Below are 17,551 nucleotides of genomic sequence, written 5' to 3'. Positions count from 1 at the left end.
AGTTTATATTATTATGTTATGTGGATGATCTTCTACGTGGAGTACGTTTAAACGTTTTTGGTATTGGTAAGTCAACTAATAATGCAGATGGATCATATTGACTAACTGGAATAGTATGATCAATTGCTTTTTCAATTGCTGGTAAATTTTGAGAATAACGTTCACAAGCAAGTGAAATTGAGTAACCTTCAGCCCCTGCACGCCCTGTTCTTCCAATTCTATGACGGTAGTCATCACAATCATCAGGTAGATCATAATTAAAAACATGGGTAACATCAGGAATATGTAAACCACGCGCAGCAACATCCGTTGCAACTAAAATATCTAGATCTCCACGAGTAAACTGTTCTAAAATTGACAAACGTTTTTTCTGAGCAATATCACCTGTTAATAGTCCCACACGATGACCGTCTGCAATTAAATGTCGCCATATTTTTTCACAGGTGACTTTAGTATTGGCAAATACAATGCAGCGATCAGGCCATTCTTCTTCAATAAGTGTCTGTAGTAGGGCAAGTTTGTCTTCATTGGATGGAAAAAATAGTTCTTCTTTGATTCGATGACCAATTTTTTGTTCAGGTTCAACCTCAACGTATTGTGGATTATTCATGTGCTCAAAAGCTAATTCACGTACGTTATGTGTTAATGTTGCTGAAAATAACATAGTCAATCGTTTTGAAGGGGAAGACATATGTTTAAAAATCCAGCGTACATCACGGATAAATCCTAAATCAAACATACGATCAGCCTCATCCAAAACGGCAACCTGTATTGCTTCTAAATTTATATAATTTTGTTTAGCATAGTCGATTAAACGACCTGTGGTAGCGATTAAAATATCTACGCCAGCTGATAACATTTTTAACTGTTTATCATAGCCATCACCGCCGAAAGCTAGCCCTAACTTAAGACCTGTTTCTTCAGATAATACTTCTGCATCATGATAAATTTGTACCACAAGCTCTCTAGTTGGAGCTATAATAATTGCTCTAGGTTGATTTGCTTTATGATCCGCTAATGGTTCATGATTTAATAAATGATTAAAAGTTGAGGCTAAAAAAGCAATAGTTTTACCTGTTCCTGTCTGTCCTTGCCCAGCTATATCAACTCCATTTGTTGTTAACGGTAATGTTTGTTCTTGAATTGGCGTACAATAAGTAAAGCCTTTCTTATCAAGTGCTTTTATTACTAAAGGATGTAATGGAAATTGACTAAAAGTTGTTTTGGTAAGATAAGATGGAATCATTATGGTTTCAAATGTAATTATCAAAGTTTGAGAATTATAGCATATTAGTCATACAGACATCACTAATAATTATGCCCTATTATACTAATTACTAGTGGAAAAATAGAAAATTTATTAATATTATAAATATAAAATATTTATTGGGGGATAAACAAATGAGTAATAATATTGTTACACTTTCTGAAGCGACATTTGACAAACAAATCAATGATGCTGAAAAACCGATATTGGTTGATTTTTGGGCTGAATGGTGTGGACCTTGTAAAATGATAGCACCAATTTTAGAAGAAATCGCAGAAGAATATAGTAATGAAATGATTTTTGCTAAAGTAAATATTGAGGAAAATCCCAACATTGCCCCTAAATTTAATATACGTGGAATTCCTACACTATTAATTTTCAAACATGGTAAAGTTGTTGCAACACAAGTGGGAGCCTTAACTAAAGCACAACTTAAAAGCTTTATTGATGACCAACTTTAATTGTGTTAATTAGTTATTACAAATAATAAGAGTAATAAAATTACTCTTATTATTTCATTTTAAATACATATATCTCTATACATTAACTATAATTAAGTATAGACATAGTACCTTTTTTAGTGTACATTGCTAACCTCTTACAAGAACTCCTTTCTGCAATCCATTGTTTTTATTGATTAAGTGGGTGAATAGTTTATATCTAAGCGCATATTATCATCAAAAATTAATAATTGATTGCGTTTGTTTATTGCCAGAAAGAGGTTTTTTATAAGTAAATTAAAAGAAATATACAAAAAATAGCGGTAATTGCAAACATATCAATTTTATCCTCAAGAATTTTTAAAATTATGAATTTAACTGAATTAAAAAACACTTCTGTCTCCGAGCTTGTAACGCTTGGTGAAAAAACAATGGGTCTTGAAAATCTTGCTCGTCTTAGAAAACAAGACATTATTTTTGCGATTTTAAAGCAGCATGCTAAAAGTGGAGAAGATATTTTTGGCGATGGCGTACTTGAAATTTTGCAAGATGGGTTTGGTTTTTTACGTTCTGCCGATAGCTCATATTTAGCTGGGCCTGACGATATTTATGTATCGCCAAGTCAAATTAGGCGATTTAATTTAAGAACAGGTGATACGATTGCGGGTAAAATCAGACCACCAAAAGAAGGCGAACGTTATTTTGCCTTGCTTAAAGTTAACGAAGTTAATCATGATAAACCTGAAGATGCTCGCAACAAAATCCTCTTTGAAAACTTAACCCCACTTCATCCAAACTCTCGATTACGTATGGAACGCGGTAATGGTTCTACCGAAGATATTACTGCCAGAGTACTTGATTTAGCTTCACCTATTGGTAAAGGTCAGCGTGGTTTGATTGTAGCACCTCCAAAAGCAGGTAAAACCATGCTTCTGCAGAATATTGCACAAAGTTTGGCGGTAAATCATCCTGAGTGTGAACTTGTAGTCTTGATGATTGATGAACGTCCAGAAGAAGTTACTGAAATGCAACGTCTGGTAAAAGGCGAAGTTGTTGCATCAACCTTTGATGAACCTGCTGCAAGACATGTTCAAGTTGCGGAAATGGTCATTGAACGAGCTAAACGTTTAGTAGAACATAAAAAAGATGTCATTATTTTACTCGATTCGATTACTCGTCTAGCTCGTGCTTATAATACGGTTGTACCATCATCCGGTAAAGTATTAACTGGTGGTGTAGATGCAAATGCATTACATCGACCAAAACGTTTTTTTGGTGCCGCACGTAATGTAGAAGAAGGTGGTAGTTTAACTATTATTGCAACTGCGCTAATTGATACTGGTTCAAAAATGGATGAAGTTATTTACGAAGAGTTTAAAGGTACCGGTAATATGGAAGTGCACTTATCTCGTAAAATAGCAGAACGACGTGTATTTCCTGCAATTGACTTTAATCGCTCTGGCACTCGTAAAGAAGATTTAATGACTTCACCAGATGAATTGCAGAAAATGTGGATTTTGCGCAAAATTCTTAACCCAATGGGTGAAATTGACGCGATGGAGTTTTTAATTGATAAACTTGCCATGACTAAAACGAATGATGAGTTTTTTGAAATGATGAAACGTTCATGATTTGCGTAATTAGCACTCAGTATAATTAAAGTTGCCAAAAAAGCCGTATTATATTCTGATACGGTTTTTTTGTGGCAAAATATAGCGTAATTTAAATAATTTTTAGGTATTGTTAAAAAGCCTTAATATTTAAGGTGATATATAGATTTAATATAGGAGCCAAATCATGTCTAAACAACAAATCGGTGTTATTGGAATGGCAGTTATGGGGCGTAACCTTGCGCTCAATATTGAAAGTCGTGGATTTTCTGTTGCTATCTATAATCGCTCTAAAGATAAAACAGAACAAGTAATGGCAGAGCATTCTGATAAGCAATTGGTTCCTTACTTCACTATTGAAGATTTTGTAAATTCTTTAGAAAAACCTCGCCGTATCCTTATTATGGTTCAAGCTGGTAAGGGAACAGATGCCGTTATTAATGAGCTACGACCGCTATTAGATAAAGGTGATATTATTATTGATGGTGGTAATGCGTATTTTGAAGATACTATTCGCCGAAATAAAGTGTTATCTGATGAAGGTTTTAACTTTATTGGTGCAGGTGTTTCTGGTGGTGAAGAAGGTGCATTAAAAGGTCCTTCAATTATGCCTGGAGGTCAAAAAGAAGCATATGCATTAGTTGCACCGATATTAGAAAAAATAGCTGCTAAAGCTAATGGAGAACCATGTGTGGCTTATATTGGTCCAAATGGCGCAGGTCATTATGTGAAAATGGCACATAATGGTATTGAATATGGTGATATGCAACTTATAGCTGAAAGTTATTCAGTTCTAAAACATGTTGTAGGTTTAACTAATGATGAGCTAGCTAACGTTTTTTGTGATTGGAATGAAGGTGAGTTAAATAGCTATTTAATTGAGATCACAGCTGATATTTTTAAATTTAAAGATGAGGATGGTAATTATCTTATTGATGTGATTTTAGATGCAGCGGGTAATAAAGGTACGGGTAAATGGACGAGTCAAAGTGCCTTAGATCTTGGGGAACCTTTATCATTGATAACTGAATCGGTATTTGCTCGTTATCTTTCTGCAATCAAAGATCAACGTATGGCTGCATCAAAAGTATTAACAGGTCCTAAACACGATCCTTATGCTGGTGACAAGAAAGAATTGATAGAAAAAGTGCGTAAATCACTTTATATGGGTAAAATTATTTCTTATGCTCAAGGATTTGCACAGTTAAAGGCTGCATCTCATAAATATCACTGGGATTTAAATTATGGAGAGATAGCTAAAATCTTCAGAGCTGGATGTATTATTCGTGCGCAATTCTTGCAAAAAATTACTGATGCCTATGCTAATAATAATCAGATTGATAATTTATTATTAGCACCTTATTTCAATCACACTGTTGAAGTTTATCAACAGTCATTGCGTGATGTTGTCTCTTTAGCTATTCAACAGGGTATTGCTGTGCCAACGCTTTCGGCAGCTATAGCTTATTATGATAGTTATCGTTCAGCAGTATTACCCGCTAATTTAATTCAAGCACAGCGAGATTATTTTGGTGCTCACACTTATCAACGTATTGATAAAGAGGGTATTTTTCATACCGATTGGCTCAATATTGAGTCATAATTATTTTTAATCCAAGTAATAACAGTTGCTAAAAGAGTGCAAGATTATCTCGCACTCTTATAAAAATTGTCTTTTTATCATCCAATAAATTCATTCAAATTTTTTAAGTTATCCATAAAAAGACTTGTTGTTCTTGAACTTTGCTTTGTCAAGTAATATTATTTACTAAAAAATCTGGAAAAACACAATATATGGTGTATAATTTATTTGTATTTACTATATATAGTGTTATCTTAGCAATGTGAAAATCTCGATCTATATCAAATAAAGTCTAATATTCTTATAAAAAAATCAATTGTTTTAATCATTACAATTAACATGAGTATTAATATTGATATAAATCTTATGCAAACTGCTATTTATTAATGAATGTTGAGGAGTATATATGCCTGTAGTAATTAAACGTGATGGTTATCAGACCGCATTTAATGAAGATCGAATCAGAGATGCTATCATTAAGGCAGCAGTTGCTGCTAATGTTAAAGATCCTAATTATTGTGCTGCTGTTGCCCAAGATATTACTAATCAAATGGCTGATCGTGAAAGTGTTGATATTAATGAAATCCAAAATGCAGTTGAAAATCAGCTAATGTCAGGCCCTTATAAAAAGTTAGCAAGAACCTATATAGAGTATAGACATGATCGTGATCGAGAGCGTGAACAACGCAGTCGTTTAACTCAAGATATTCGTGGTTTAATTGAACAAAGTAATGTTGCAATATTAAATGAAAATGCTAATAAAGATAGTAAGGTTATTCCTACACAACGCGACTTGCTCGCGGGAATTGTAGCAAAGCATTATGCAAAACAATATCTATTACCTAAAGAAATTTCGCAAGCCCATGATTGTGGTGAAATTCATTATCATGATCTTGATTATGCACCATTTTTTCCAATGTTTAACTGTATGCTAATTGATTTAGATGGCATGTTAACAAATGGCTTCAAAATGGGAAATGCTGAAATTGAACCGCCAAAATCAATTGCGACTGCTACAGCAGTAACTGCACAAATTATTGCTCAAGTTGCTAGTCATATTTATGGCGGAACAACTATAAATCGTATTGATGAAATTTTAGCAAAATTTGTCACTATCAGTTATCAAAAACATAAACAAGTAGCTGAAGAATGGAATATACCTAATCCAGAAGCTTATGCTGAAAGTCGAACTAAAAAAGAGTGTTATGATGCTTTTCAATCTTTAGAATATGAAGTTAATACGTTACATACTGCTAATGGACAAACTCCGTTCGTTACTTTCGGCTTCGGTCTAGGAACTAGCTGGGAGTCACGTTTAATTCAAGAGTCCATTCTCAAAGTTCGTATAAAAGGTTTAGGTAAAAATCATAAAACGGCTGTTTTTCCAAAATTAGTTTTTGCAATTAAAGATGGAATTAATCATAAAAAAAACGATATCAATTATGACATTAAACAACTTGCATTAGAGTGTGCGAGCAAACGTATGTATCCAGATATACTAAATTACGATAAAGTTGTTGAAGTCACTGGTTCATTCAAAACTCCAATGGGTTGTCGAAGCTTTTTAGGAGTTTATGAAGAAGATGGTCATAAAATTCATGATGGGCGTAATAACTTGGGAGTAATTAGTTTAAATCTTCCGCGTATTGCAATTGAATCGCGTGGCGACGAATTGCAGTTTTGGAAAATTTTAGATAAACGTTTAGCTCTATGCAAAAAAGCCTTAATGACACGTATAGCTCGTTTAGAAGGTGTTAAAGCTCGTGTAGCACCTATTTTATATATGGAAGGAGCTTGTGGTGTGCGATTAAAAGAAGATGATAGTGTGTCTGAAATATTCAAAAATGGCCGTGCTTCTATTTCATTGGGCTATATTGGTATTCATGAAACCTTAAATGCACTTTATGGTAATCAAACGCACCCATTTGATAATGAAACATTACGTCAAAAAGGCATTGCTATTGTTAAACACTTACGTAAAGCAGTAGAACAATGGAAGGATGAGACTGGTTATGGTTTTAGTTTGTATAGTACACCAAGCGAAAATTTATGTGACCGTTTTTGTCGACTCGATACTGCCGAGTTTGGCATCATTTCTGGTGTCACTGATAAAGGTTATTATACTAATAGTTTTCATCTTGATGTTGAAAAAAAAGTCAATCCATATGAAAAAATTGAGTTTGAGAAAGCTTATCCACCAGTAGCAAGTGGCGGATTTATCTGTTATGGAGAATATCCTAATATGATAAATAATATTAAAGCATTAGAAGATGTTTGGGATTATAGCTATAGTCGAGTACCTTATTATGGTACCAATACCCCAATTGATGAGTGTTATGAATGTGGTTATATGGGGGAATTCTCTTGTACCAGTAAAGGCTTTGTTTGTCCAAGTTGTGGTAATCATGATTCCTCTAAAGTCTCTGTGACTCGTCGTGTGTGTGGTTACTTAGGTAGCCCTGATGCTCGTCCATTTAATGCAGGAAAACAAGAAGAAGTAAAACGTCGAGTTAAGCATCTAAATAATGGTCAAATTGGTTAATCATAGTTTTAAAAAATATGAATTATCATCGCTATTATCCTGTTGATGTTGTAAATGGGGAAGGGACCCGCTGTGTACTTTTTGTTGCTGGCTGTGTACATCAATGTCCAGGTTGTTATAACAAAAGTACATGGGGAATTCATTCAGGTTCGCCGTTTACACAATCACTTGAAGATCAGATTATTAAAGATTTACAAGATACAGAAATAAAACGTCAAGGATTATCACTTTCTGGTGGTGATCCTTTACATCCAAAGAATGTTCCAGCAATATTAAAACTAGTTAAACGTGTTAAATCTGAATGTGATAACAAAGATATTTGGCTATGGACTGGATATAAACTTGATGAACTCAATGCCGAACAGCAAGAAGTTATATCTTATATTGATGTACTAATTGATGGTAAATTTATTCAACAACTAGCTGATCCTCGACTATTATGGCGAGGAAGCAGCAATCAAATCATTTATCGTTTTAAATAAAGCGTTAAGATTATTGTTGAGACTTATGTAAGTTTAAAAGATAGGATATTGCTTCTCGATAATTAATCTCAAGATTTTCACTACTTGATGATGTGATATGCAAATCAGTAATTTTGCCATTATCAATACCATAAACCCAACCGTGTAAATTTATTCTGTGTCCGCGTTGCCATGCAGATTGAATAATTGTTGAATGACCTAAATTGTAAACTTGTTCAATAACATTAAGCTCACATAAAATATCTAATCTGATTTTTGGTGGAAACTCACCAATGAGCGAACTATTACGAAACCATAAATCACGAATATGTAGCAACCAATTATTAATTAATCCTATGTCAGGATTTTCGACTGCAGTGCGTATACCGCCACATCCTAAATGTCCACACACTATAATATCTTCAATTTTTAGCACATCAACGGCATATTGCACAACAGATAAACAATTAAGATCTGTATGGATAACTAAATTACCGACATTTCGATGAACAAACAACTCACCGGGTTTTAGCTTAATTAATTTTTCTGCAGGAACTCGGCTATCTGAACAACCAATCCATAAAAATTTTGGATTTTGAGCAATAGCAAGTTGTTTAAAAAATTCGGGATCTTCTTGTTCTATTTTTTCTGACCATTCGTGATTAAAACGGATTAAATCGTTAACACTAAACTTCACAACAATTCCTTATGTATTTATTATTGAGTTATTTTATTGATATAAATTCAATATTAATTAATTCGTTCTTATATGTTGAATCTTACTTTTCATAATCAGCTTTCGCCAAATTGGCGTAGTGAATATTTTGGCTTTAATAATTTTGCTATATAATTTAAGGCGTAATGGTATTGTTTTTTGATAATATCGCTTATTTGGTTTTGATTGACCACTGTTTAATATTTTGCTTAAAATCTCAGCGCTGTCAAGAGCGTAGCTGATTCCCTCTAAAGAACTTGCACTGATAAATCCTGCCGCCTCACCTATTAAGAATATATTTTCATTGCCAGTATAAAAGTCACGGAAACGATTAGGATAGATAACTAGACATTTTTCAGATTTCACCGATTCGCTAAGTATAAAGCCTTGTTGTGTTAATTTTTGTTTTAATTGTTCAAAATATTTATTGGCATTTTTTTTGGGAAATGCTCCACCAAGTATAAAATACCCATCTTTAGACATACTCCAAGCATAGCAATTAGTTAATTGGTTATCAAAAATACAAGAATAAAAAGGATTTGTATGTTTTTCAATAAACCATTGTTGAATTGCTACATATTGCCTAATGGAATGATTTGGATAGCGCATTCGTCTAACAATCGAATTTGCTCCATCAGAACCAATTACATACCGAGAGGTAACATTATGTTCAATCTCATTTTCATCGACAAAAGTAATTTGATAACCATCAATGATTCTTCTTACTTCTTTACACAGCGTATTATGTAATACTGTAACTGTTGAAGGAATAAGTGATTTTAACCATAGATCAAACTTATGTCTATCAAAACTAATATAGCTACGTTGATAGTTACGAACTAATTTAGTTTGTAAATCTATAGTTTTGACACTGAAAATTTGTGGGTTGGTTAAAATATCAGTTGGAATATTTAATTTTTGTCTAGCAAAAGATTTTTGAGCATCATTTGCCAATAATCCTCCACAAGGTTTATGAAAACCTTTATCACCAGTTTGATCTTTTTTATCTAAAGCAATAATCTTAAAAGATGGGTTAAGTAAACGTGCTAACGTACTACCTGCAGGACCTAGGCCAATGATTGCAATATCGTAATCCATATTATTATATTACTTACTTAATAAATTTGAAAAATTCCGTCATATTATCATATATAAAATAAAAAGTGACTATTATGGTTATACTGTTTCTAATTTAGGATTTTGTAAAGATCTTTCAGGTTAACTATACATTTCAGTATAAAATAGATAGTGAATTAATCGATGAAATAGATGTTATCTTTTATTGGGTTAAACAAATATGCATTAATTTTTAGTCAGCAATAGTTTTTAAAAATGCTTGATTCAAATCGTCAAATGGCAAAATACGACTAATTACTACTAATCGAGATATTTTTTCAGAAGGATCTTGCCATGAAGAACCATAATCGAAACCAACAATTTTATGCACGCCTTGAACAATCAAGCGTTGTGGGTTGTCTTTAATAGCTAATACACCTTTATACCGTAACATGTCATTACCATATTGTTCAACCAAGTTTTCCATAAATAAGCCTATCTTTTTCAAATCAAGTTCGCCAGCTTCAAAAAGATAGGAGCAGATATTATCTTCCCAAGATTGAGGTTGCTTCTCTAATGGGAGAATTTTAAAGCTTGTTTCAACATTTTTTATTGAATTGATAACAAAAAAACCTTTATTAATAATTAAATCGTCATTTAAATCAAATGAATGAATGTCAATCCATTGTGATTTTGGTAATTGTCCATTTATTGCTACAACAATTGCTGCTTTATTATTAATTCTATTAATTCTATTAATAATTTCATTTTTTTGCTCTTCACTTACACAATCAGTTTTAGTAATTATAATGCGATCAGCAAATCCAATTTGTGAAAGTACTACTCGGTGTTGTTCTAGATGCTGCAAAATATGTTGAGCATCGACTAAGGTAATAATCGCATCAAGTTTAATTGTTTCACGAATCAAGCCATCAATAAAAAATGTTTGAATAATTGGCGCTGGATTGGCAAGTCCTGTGGTTTCAATAATAAGACGATCAAATGTTAATTTGCCAGCTGTTCGCTGTGCGTGCAATTTATGAAGGGCATCCGTAAGTTCGCCTTGAACGGTACAGCAGATACAACCATTTGTCATCTCAACAATTTGAATATCACAATTGACATTTAATAAATCGCTATCAAGGTTTACTTGACCAAATTCATTTTCAATAATAATTATTTTTTCATTACAATTATTCTCTAATAAATGATTAATTAATGTCGTTTTACCCGAACCGAGAAATCCTGTTAGTAAAGTGACAGGTAGGGGATGCGGAATGATTGGGTTGCTCATTTGCTATCTCTCAATTTTAACAGCATTTAAATCCACCTTTACCACTGTAACGTGCATCTTGGCGTTCTTTGAAAAATTCCTCGTAAGTCATAGGTGTTTGTTCAGGATGGGTTAGTTTCATGTGTTGAACATAGTTATCGTAATCAGGAATACCGACCATAAGCTTAGCAGCTTGACCGAGATATTTTCCTGCTTTGGTAAGTGAATCAAACATGTTTTATCTCTTATTATTTTGAAAAAGAACATTAAGAGTTTTAATTTTCTCTTAATCAACTATATTAATAATTAGAACATTTTTCAATATAAGACGCTATATAACTTGAGTCAATCATTGATTTGAAGTAATTTATAAAATTACATAAAAATGATAATAATATTGTGTGAAATCTATCCTAATCCCTTTTAATGATTTAAATATATTTTTACTAAATTGATTTATATATTATTAAATAACTTTTATAATATTGCCTAATTTATTATTTATTAGAGTTTAATAATGGAAAAGTTTCTCCTTAAAGGTCCAACTTCTTTAAACGGTGAAGTGATTATTTCTGGCGCTAAAAATGCTGCTTTACCTATTTTATTTGCGGTCATCTTAGCTGAAAAGCCGGTAGAACTAAAAAATGTACCTAAGTTGAAAGATATTGATACTACATTGGAATTACTAAGCCAGTTAGGTGTGAAATGTCAACGTAATGGTTCTGTTCAGCTTAATGCTGCTCATCTTAACAATTATTGTGCACCTTATGAATTAGTGAAAACAATGCGTGCTTCCATTTGGGCTTTGGGACCATTGGTAGCTCGTTTTGGTCAAGGACAGGTTTCATTACCTGGAGGTTGTGCAATTGGCGCAAGACCTGTTGATCTTCATATTACTGGACTTCAACAATTAGGTGCTACAATTGTTTTGGATGAAGGATATGTTAAAGCTTCTGTAGATGGTCGATTGAAAGGAGCTCATATTGTTATGGATAAAGTGAGTGTAGGTGCTACAGTGACGATTATGTCTGCTGCAACTTTAGCCGAAGGTAAAACGATAATTGAAAATGCAGCATGTGAGCCTGAAATTGTTGATACAGCTAAATTTTTAAATATGCTTGGTGCAAAAATTACAGGTGCTGGAACAATGCGTATTGAAATTGAAGGTGTTAAAAATTTAGGTGGTGGTACGCATGAAATTGTTTCAGATCGAATTGAGACAGGAACTTTTTTAGTAGCCGCTGCTATTTCAAAAGGAAAAATTACTTGTCGCAAAACTGATCCAAACTTGTTAGATGCCGTTATATCAAAATTAAAAGAAGCAGGTGCAGATATTGAAGTTGGCGAAGATTGGATTTGTTTAGATATGCAAAATAAACGAGCAAAAGCTGTAAATATTCATACTGCGCCACATCCAGGTTTTCCTACCGATATGCAAGCACAATTTTCATTATTGAATATGGTCGCTGAAGGTACTGGAATTATTAAAGAAACAATTTTTGAAAATCGATTTATGCATGTGCCAGAATTAATTCGTATGGGTGCTAGAGCAGAAATTGAAGGTAATACATTAATTACACATGGCGTAGAAAAACTGAGTGGCACACAAGTGATGGCGACAGATTTACGAGCATCGGCAAGTTTAGTGTTGGCTGGTTGTATTGCAGAAGGTTCTACAATGGTTGATCGTATTTACCATATTGATAGAGGTTATGACAATATTGAAGAAAAGCTAAGAAGTTTAGGAGCCAATATTGAAAGAATAAAATAAAATTCATCATAATTAAAATTAAATAGATTCTTAATTGGTTAAAAGGAGTACCATAATGATGAAACAAGCGATGATCTTTTTATCAGATGGCTGCGAAGAAACAGAAGCAGTAACAACAATTGATTTACTAACCAGAGCAGGTATTAAAGTCATTACTGCGAGTATCTCAGATTGTTGCGAAGTTAAATGTTCTCGTGGAGTAACAATTTTAGCTCAAAAAACGATTTCAGATGTTCAATATGAGAATTTTGATGTGGTTATTTTACCAGGTGGGGTTAAAGGAGCTGAAAATTTTCGAGATTGCACGTTATTAATCGAAATATTGAAAAAAACTCATCACGTTGGCGGCGTTATTGCGGCAATATGCGCTTCTCCAGCAATAGTTTTACAACATCATAATTTATTTCCAAAGGCATATATGACTGGTTACCCATCTACAAAAGATGCATTTAAACTTTGGAAAACGGATAGAGTATATTTTGATGAGCAAAATAAAGTTATCACGAGTCAAGGTCCTGCTACATCAATAGATTTTGCTTTGAAAATTATTGATGTTTTAGTCGGGCGAAAAAAGGCAGCTGAGGTTGCTCAGCAATTAGTCCTTCCATTGGGGATTGAATCCTATCAATAAAAAGGTACCAAATGTCAAATTCACATTTGTACGATAAATTAGTTAAAAGATCTACATTGATTGCTGTTTTAACATCTATTTTTCTAATATTCTTAAAATTTATTACCTGTTGGATAACGGGTTCAATAAGTTTATTTGCGTCATTATTAGACTCAAGTATTGATTTACTTGCTTCAGGACTTAATTTCTTTTTGGTACGTTATGCTATGAAACCTGCCGATGATGATCATACTTTCGGTCATGGTAAAGCTGAATCACTTGCAGCACTGGCACAAAGTACATTTATTATAGGTTCAGCGACAATTTTATTGCTTTCTAGTATTAAATCTATTGTTCATCCTAGTGAGCTACAAGCTCCATTGTTGGGGATTATTGTTTCAGCCATATCTGCGGTATTTACTTGTTTACTTGTTTTATATCAAAGATATGTTGTGAAACTAACTCAAAGTAAGGCAATTCAAGCTGATATGCTACATTATTCTTCTGATATGTTAATGAATATTACTGTCATCATTGCACTCTTTTTAAGCTGGTATGGAATTTCTTTTGCTGATGCTGCATTTGCTTTTTTGATTGCTTTATATATTTGTTATAATGCTTATAAGATTGCTTACAATGCTATACAAGATTTACTTGATAGAGCATTGCCAGAAAGTGATAACGAGAAGATTGCTAATATTGTTGCATCCTATCCGAATGTTCATGGTTTTCATGATTTGAAAACTAGGCAAGCAGGTCCGATAAAATTCATTCAATTGCATATAGAACTTGATGATAATATGCCTTTAGTTAAAGCACACGCTATAGCGGATTCAATTGAAAAGCGTATTGCTGAACTCTTTTCTCCTGCGACAGTAATTATTCATCAAGATCCCATTTCGGTTGTACCAATTGAAATAATGTCGTAGAAAAAAACACCAAAAATACCTTTTATCATCTATTGTTAGAAATCTGTTAAGACTCTATAATAATCAGAAGTTAATTATTAGGAGTTATTTTCTATGGTAAAAAAAATAGGTATTTTGACTAGTGGTGGTGATGCACCAGGGATGAATGCAGCCATTCGAGGTGTGGTTAGAACTGCTTTAACAGAAGGGTTGGAAGTTTTTGGTGTATATGATGGTTATTTAGGTCTTTGTGAAGATCGAATTACTCAGTTAGAACGTTCTAGCGTGTCAGATATCATTACTCGTGGTGGTACGTTTTTAGGTTCTGCCAGATTCCCAGAGTTTAAAGATAAAACAGTAAGACAAAAAGCTATTGAGAATTTGAAAAAACATCAAATTGATGCTTTAGTTGTTATTGGTGGTGATGGTTCTTATATGGGCGCCATGCGTTTAACAGAAGAAGGTTTTCCATGTATTGGTTTACCAGGTACCATTGATAATGATATTCGAGGAACCGATTATACGATTGGTTATTTCACAGCATTAAGTACTGCTGTTGAAGCTATTGATAGATTGCGTGATACTTGTTCTTCACATCATCGAATATCTGTGATTGAAATTATGGGGCGAGATTGCGGTGATTTAACATTAAATGCGGCAGTTGCTGGTGGTTGTGAATTCATGATTATTCCAGAAATGTCTTATACAAAAGAAGATTTAATTGAAGAAATTAAATTAGGTTTTGCAAAAGGTAAAAAACATGCAATTGTAACCGTTACAGAGCATATGTGTGACGTAAATCAACTTGCAGCTGATATAGAAGCAGCCGTTCACCATGAAACTCGTGCTACAGTATTAGGTCATGTTCAACGAGGTGGCACTCCTGTTCCTTATGATCGTATTTTAGGTTCACGTATGGGTGCTTATGCTGTTGAATTATTATTACAAGGTCATGCAGGAAGAAGTGTAGGCGTTCAAAATGGCAAATTAGTACATCATGATATAATAGATGCTATTAATAATATGAAGCGCCCATTTGATGTAGATCTTTATAATATTGCAAAACGTTTATTTTAGTTATTAATATTATGTCGATCAAACAATCTGCATAAATATAAGTAATAAGAAAGCATTGTTTAATAAGTGAATGATTGATAAAACAATATTTCAATCATTCACTTATTAATTTTTTTAATGTTCAGCTGACTTTATACTATCAATAAACTTAATTTTTCTGTTTGATAATAATTTTATAGATACATTGTTAATATTTATTTTTTACTCAATTTATTAAATTTCAGATCCCAAATAAATAGTTTAAATAGCAGGAAGAGATTATGTCATTAAGTTATTTAGAAGATATTGATCGTTTCTATGTCTGTGATGCAAAACATCAACAGATAGCCGAGATGACTTTTACTCGTCTAGGACAAAATCAAGCTACTATTAATCACACTTATATAGCTCCTGATTATCGAGGTCAAGGCATTGCTGAAAAATTATTAGATCTTGTTGTAAAAAAGTTACAACAAGAAAACCGTAAAATTATTCCTATTTGTTCTTTTGCTATTAAAAAATTAAACGAACAAAATTAATTCTAGTTATTAAAAAAATTTAAATATTTCAATTATCAAATTGTCAAGCCTTATTTTAAATATTATTTTTTATAAATGCTAGTTCCAGTTATTCGAATATGTGCTAATGTATCGCTATATTAATTACCATAGTATTTTGATTTTAAGATGGAATCTGCGAAACCTCAAAAAATTTATTCTATTCACGTATTGCGTGGTGTTGCAATTATTATGATTGTTTTTAGTCATTGTTTAGGTGTATTTAAAAACTCTAATCTAATTGCGAATAGTTATTTATTTTCTTTTTTAAATTTGTTTGCATTTAATTTCACAACCTTTTTTGTATTGATTGCTGGTTTTTTGTTTCAACATTTAACATACAAATTTGATACTAAAACATACTATTTATCAAAATTTAAAACAATTATATGTCCTTATATTTCAGTGTCTATTTTTTGTTTTTTCTTTTATCACTATCAATATCTATCGGGATTACCATGGTACTCATCAACAGAACCTAGCGTTATCAGCTCAATAATTAGGATGATGTTAACTGGCGAGCAGCTTTTACCCCTATGGTTTATCCCAATGATAATTATTGTATATCTAATGGGACCACTTTTTTTTTATTGGTCAAAAAAGAATTTAATTGTGACTGGTTTAATAGCTATGTTTTGGGTGGTGATATTTACTAAACCTGATTTTACTAAGCCTCTTCAAAATTTATTGCATTATGGTCCCGTTTATCTAGTCGGTATGATGCTTAAACAAAATTATGAAACTATTATGAAGTCTGTGAAAGATAACTTGTTATTAATTATCTTTCTCTTTGGTTTATGTTTTTTTGTTCCTTTTGCATATCGTTATATGAATTACTTTGGTATTCAGAATCTTTATTTTGATACTTTGCAAAAAATTATTTTATTTATACTAGCTCTCTATTTTTTAGATAGATTAAATCATAAAGTAAATGAAGGAAAAATTTATAAATTCTTTTCCTATATGGCAAATGTGAGTTTTCCTATCTATTTTATTCATGAAATAATAGTATTAGAGCTTGAGTATCAACTTTATATATCACCAATAGGTGATATTATTAAAACAAGTAATGGTGAATTAGCCTCATTAGGAGCAGTAACTTTTTTAGTATTAACTTTAGTGATTAGTACCATAATTGCTAACATAATTAAATTAGTTTTCAAAGATAAAGCAAAATATCTTATTGGAGGAATGCGTTAAAATCGATTAATTAACTTATAAAATTAATCGTTTTTAAGATAAATTTGCTTATTTGGAATCATTGTATGTCCATTAGGTTCCCAGCCCTATGGAATTTATGATTTATTAAATATTATTTTTAAATTAGCAGTAAAAAATTACCACCCACTGATTATCATATGGGTGGAACTTAATTCTTTTCAAAAATAATTACGACTCTATTATTGAAGTTATAGTGAATGTTTTCCTACTTCATACATTAAAATACTAATAGGCATCTAATTTTTTCGTTCTACTATGTTATATCGAGAATTGAAAATTTGTCCCACTTAAAATTCACTTGTTTATGATGGCTAATAACATGTTTTTTATTATTTAATTTGATCTTATTTTAACAAGCTTAAAAATATTCCACAAAAGAAATAGGATAAAAAAAACGCAAACAGAAAAAAAATAGCAATAAACACTTGCAGTAAAATTTAAAGTGCCTATAATGCGCATCCACTGACACGGCGTCATCGACA

At 32.3% G+C, this 17,551-nt stretch carries 16 protein-coding genes; 11 read left to right on the top strand and 5 right to left on the bottom strand.

The window, feature by feature from the left end; genetic code table 11:
- Window positions 1-16: 16 nt before the first annotated feature.
- Complete coding sequence (rhlB, locus tag J3U19_RS03520) at window positions 17-1,246, bottom strand: ATP-dependent RNA helicase RhlB (protein ID WP_267340395.1); 1,230 nt, start codon at window positions 1,244-1,246, stop codon at window positions 17-19.
- A gap of 155 nt (window positions 1,247-1,401) precedes the next feature.
- Between rhlB and trxA the strand changes: the two genes are divergently transcribed.
- The 5 genes from trxA to nrdG all read left to right on the top strand — a co-directional run bounded on the left by trxA (window position 1,402) and on the right by nrdG (window position 7,923).
- The gene (trxA, locus tag J3U19_RS03515; protein ID WP_267340396.1) at window positions 1,402-1,728 is read left to right on the top strand and encodes a thioredoxin TrxA; all 327 of its coding nucleotides are present in this window, start codon (window positions 1,402-1,404) and stop codon (window positions 1,726-1,728) included.
- A 347-nt stretch (window positions 1,729-2,075) separates the two neighbouring features.
- The gene (rho, locus tag J3U19_RS03510) at window positions 2,076-3,338 is read left to right on the top strand and encodes a transcription termination factor Rho (protein WP_065565045.1); all 1,263 of its coding nucleotides are present in this window, start codon (window positions 2,076-2,078) and stop codon (window positions 3,336-3,338) included.
- Window positions 3,339-3,504: 166 nt separating this feature from the next.
- Entirely contained in the window at window positions 3,505-4,920 is a 1,416-nt protein-coding gene (gndA, locus tag J3U19_RS03505) for an NADP-dependent phosphogluconate dehydrogenase (RefSeq protein ID WP_267345456.1), read from the top strand.
- A 385-nt stretch (window positions 4,921-5,305) separates the two neighbouring features.
- A complete protein-coding gene (gene nrdD / locus J3U19_RS03500) occupies window positions 5,306-7,441 on the top strand; it encodes an anaerobic ribonucleoside-triphosphate reductase (RefSeq protein WP_267340400.1) in 2,136 nt (711 codons plus the stop codon).
- Window positions 7,442-7,458: 17 nt separating this feature from the next.
- Window positions 7,459-7,923 carry an anaerobic ribonucleoside-triphosphate reductase-activating protein gene (gene nrdG / locus J3U19_RS03495; protein ID WP_267340401.1) on the top strand — a complete coding sequence of 155 codons (465 nt, stop codon included), beginning with the start codon at window positions 7,459-7,461 and terminating at the stop codon, window positions 7,921-7,923.
- Window positions 7,924-7,933: 10 nt separating this feature from the next.
- Here the strand turns inward: nrdG and can are convergent, their stop codons facing one another.
- The 4 genes from can to J3U19_RS03475 form a co-directional block, all read right to left on the bottom strand.
- A complete protein-coding gene (can, locus tag J3U19_RS03490) occupies window positions 7,934-8,599 on the bottom strand; it encodes a carbonate dehydratase (RefSeq protein WP_267340403.1) in 666 nt (221 codons plus the stop codon).
- Between the two features lie 57 nt (window positions 8,600-8,656).
- A complete protein-coding gene (locus J3U19_RS03485; RefSeq protein WP_267340405.1) occupies window positions 8,657-9,715 on the bottom strand; it encodes an FAD-binding protein in 1,059 nt (352 codons plus the stop codon).
- Between the two features lie 211 nt (window positions 9,716-9,926).
- Window positions 9,927-10,967 carry a CobW family GTP-binding protein gene (locus J3U19_RS03480; protein ID WP_267345455.1) on the bottom strand — a complete coding sequence of 347 codons (1,041 nt, stop codon included), beginning with the start codon at window positions 10,965-10,967 and terminating at the stop codon, window positions 9,927-9,929.
- A 16-nt stretch (window positions 10,968-10,983) separates the two neighbouring features.
- The gene (locus J3U19_RS03475) at window positions 10,984-11,181 is read right to left on the bottom strand and encodes a YbdD/YjiX family protein (protein WP_267340407.1); all 198 of its coding nucleotides are present in this window, start codon (window positions 11,179-11,181) and stop codon (window positions 10,984-10,986) included.
- Between the two features lie 282 nt (window positions 11,182-11,463).
- On the opposite strand from J3U19_RS03475, the gene murA reads away from it, so the two are divergent.
- The 6 genes from murA to J3U19_RS03445 all read left to right on the top strand — a co-directional run bounded on the left by murA (window position 11,464) and on the right by J3U19_RS03445 (window position 17,048).
- The gene (murA, locus tag J3U19_RS03470) at window positions 11,464-12,717 is read left to right on the top strand and encodes a UDP-N-acetylglucosamine 1-carboxyvinyltransferase (protein ID WP_267340409.1); all 1,254 of its coding nucleotides are present in this window, start codon (window positions 11,464-11,466) and stop codon (window positions 12,715-12,717) included.
- Window positions 12,718-12,772: 55 nt separating this feature from the next.
- Entirely contained in the window at window positions 12,773-13,348 is a 576-nt protein-coding gene (locus tag J3U19_RS03465) for a DJ-1 family glyoxalase III (RefSeq protein ID WP_267340410.1), read from the top strand.
- A gap of 11 nt (window positions 13,349-13,359) precedes the next feature.
- Window positions 13,360-14,256, top strand: coding sequence for a cation diffusion facilitator family transporter (locus J3U19_RS03460; RefSeq protein ID WP_267340411.1), 897 nt, complete (start codon window positions 13,360-13,362; stop codon window positions 14,254-14,256).
- 93 nt (window positions 14,257-14,349) lie between these two features.
- Window positions 14,350-15,312 carry a 6-phosphofructokinase gene (gene pfkA, locus J3U19_RS03455; RefSeq protein ID WP_267340412.1) on the top strand — a complete coding sequence of 321 codons (963 nt, stop codon included), beginning with the start codon at window positions 14,350-14,352 and terminating at the stop codon, window positions 15,310-15,312.
- A 260-nt stretch (window positions 15,313-15,572) separates the two neighbouring features.
- Window positions 15,573-15,830, top strand: a complete 258-nt coding sequence (locus J3U19_RS03450) for a GNAT family N-acetyltransferase (protein ID WP_267340413.1) — start codon at window positions 15,573-15,575, stop codon at window positions 15,828-15,830.
- 147 nt (window positions 15,831-15,977) lie between these two features.
- Window positions 15,978-17,048, top strand: a complete 1,071-nt coding sequence (locus J3U19_RS03445) for an acyltransferase family protein (protein ID WP_267340414.1) — start codon at window positions 15,978-15,980, stop codon at window positions 17,046-17,048.
- Window positions 17,049-17,551: the final 503 nt, after the last annotated feature.

Origin of the sequence: Gilliamella sp. B2828, assembly GCF_026537125.1 — a bacterium.
In the GTDB taxonomy this organism is placed as follows: domain Bacteria; phylum Pseudomonadota; class Gammaproteobacteria; order Enterobacterales; family Orbaceae; genus Gilliamella.
Note: the sequence above shows the minus strand (reverse complement) of the source record. Positions and strands in the feature narration are given on the sequence as shown.

Bases quoted from the DNA above. Each gene is read 5' to 3' on its own strand.
- rhlB (WP_267340395.1), bottom strand. From the start codon at position 1,246: ATGATTCCATCTTATCTTACCAAAACAACTTTTAGTCAATTTCCATTA.
- trxA (WP_267340396.1), top strand. From the start codon at position 1,402: ATGAGTAATAATATTGTTACACTTTCTGAAGCGACATTTGACAAACAA.
- rho (WP_065565045.1), top strand. From the start codon at position 2,076: ATGAATTTAACTGAATTAAAAAACACTTCTGTCTCCGAGCTTGTAACG.
- gndA (WP_267345456.1), top strand. From the start codon at position 3,505: ATGTCTAAACAACAAATCGGTGTTATTGGAATGGCAGTTATGGGGCGT.
- nrdD (WP_267340400.1), top strand. From the start codon at position 5,306: ATGCCTGTAGTAATTAAACGTGATGGTTATCAGACCGCATTTAATGAA.
- nrdG (WP_267340401.1), top strand. From the start codon at position 7,459: ATGAATTATCATCGCTATTATCCTGTTGATGTTGTAAATGGGGAAGGG.
- J3U19_RS03485 (WP_267340405.1), bottom strand. From the start codon at position 9,715: ATGGATTACGATATTGCAATCATTGGCCTAGGTCCTGCAGGTAGTACG.
- J3U19_RS03480 (WP_267345455.1), bottom strand. From the start codon at position 10,967: ATGAGCAACCCAATCATTCCGCATCCCCTACCTGTCACTTTACTAACA.
- J3U19_RS03475 (WP_267340407.1), bottom strand. From the start codon at position 11,181: ATGTTTGATTCACTTACCAAAGCAGGAAAATATCTCGGTCAAGCTGCT.
- murA (WP_267340409.1), top strand. From the start codon at position 11,464: ATGGAAAAGTTTCTCCTTAAAGGTCCAACTTCTTTAAACGGTGAAGTG.
- J3U19_RS03465 (WP_267340410.1), top strand. From the start codon at position 12,773: ATGATGAAACAAGCGATGATCTTTTTATCAGATGGCTGCGAAGAAACA.
- J3U19_RS03460 (WP_267340411.1), top strand. From the start codon at position 13,360: ATGTCAAATTCACATTTGTACGATAAATTAGTTAAAAGATCTACATTG.
- pfkA (WP_267340412.1), top strand. From the start codon at position 14,350: ATGGTAAAAAAAATAGGTATTTTGACTAGTGGTGGTGATGCACCAGGG.
- J3U19_RS03450 (WP_267340413.1), top strand. From the start codon at position 15,573: ATGTCATTAAGTTATTTAGAAGATATTGATCGTTTCTATGTCTGTGAT.
- J3U19_RS03445 (WP_267340414.1), top strand. From the start codon at position 15,978: ATGGAATCTGCGAAACCTCAAAAAATTTATTCTATTCACGTATTGCGT.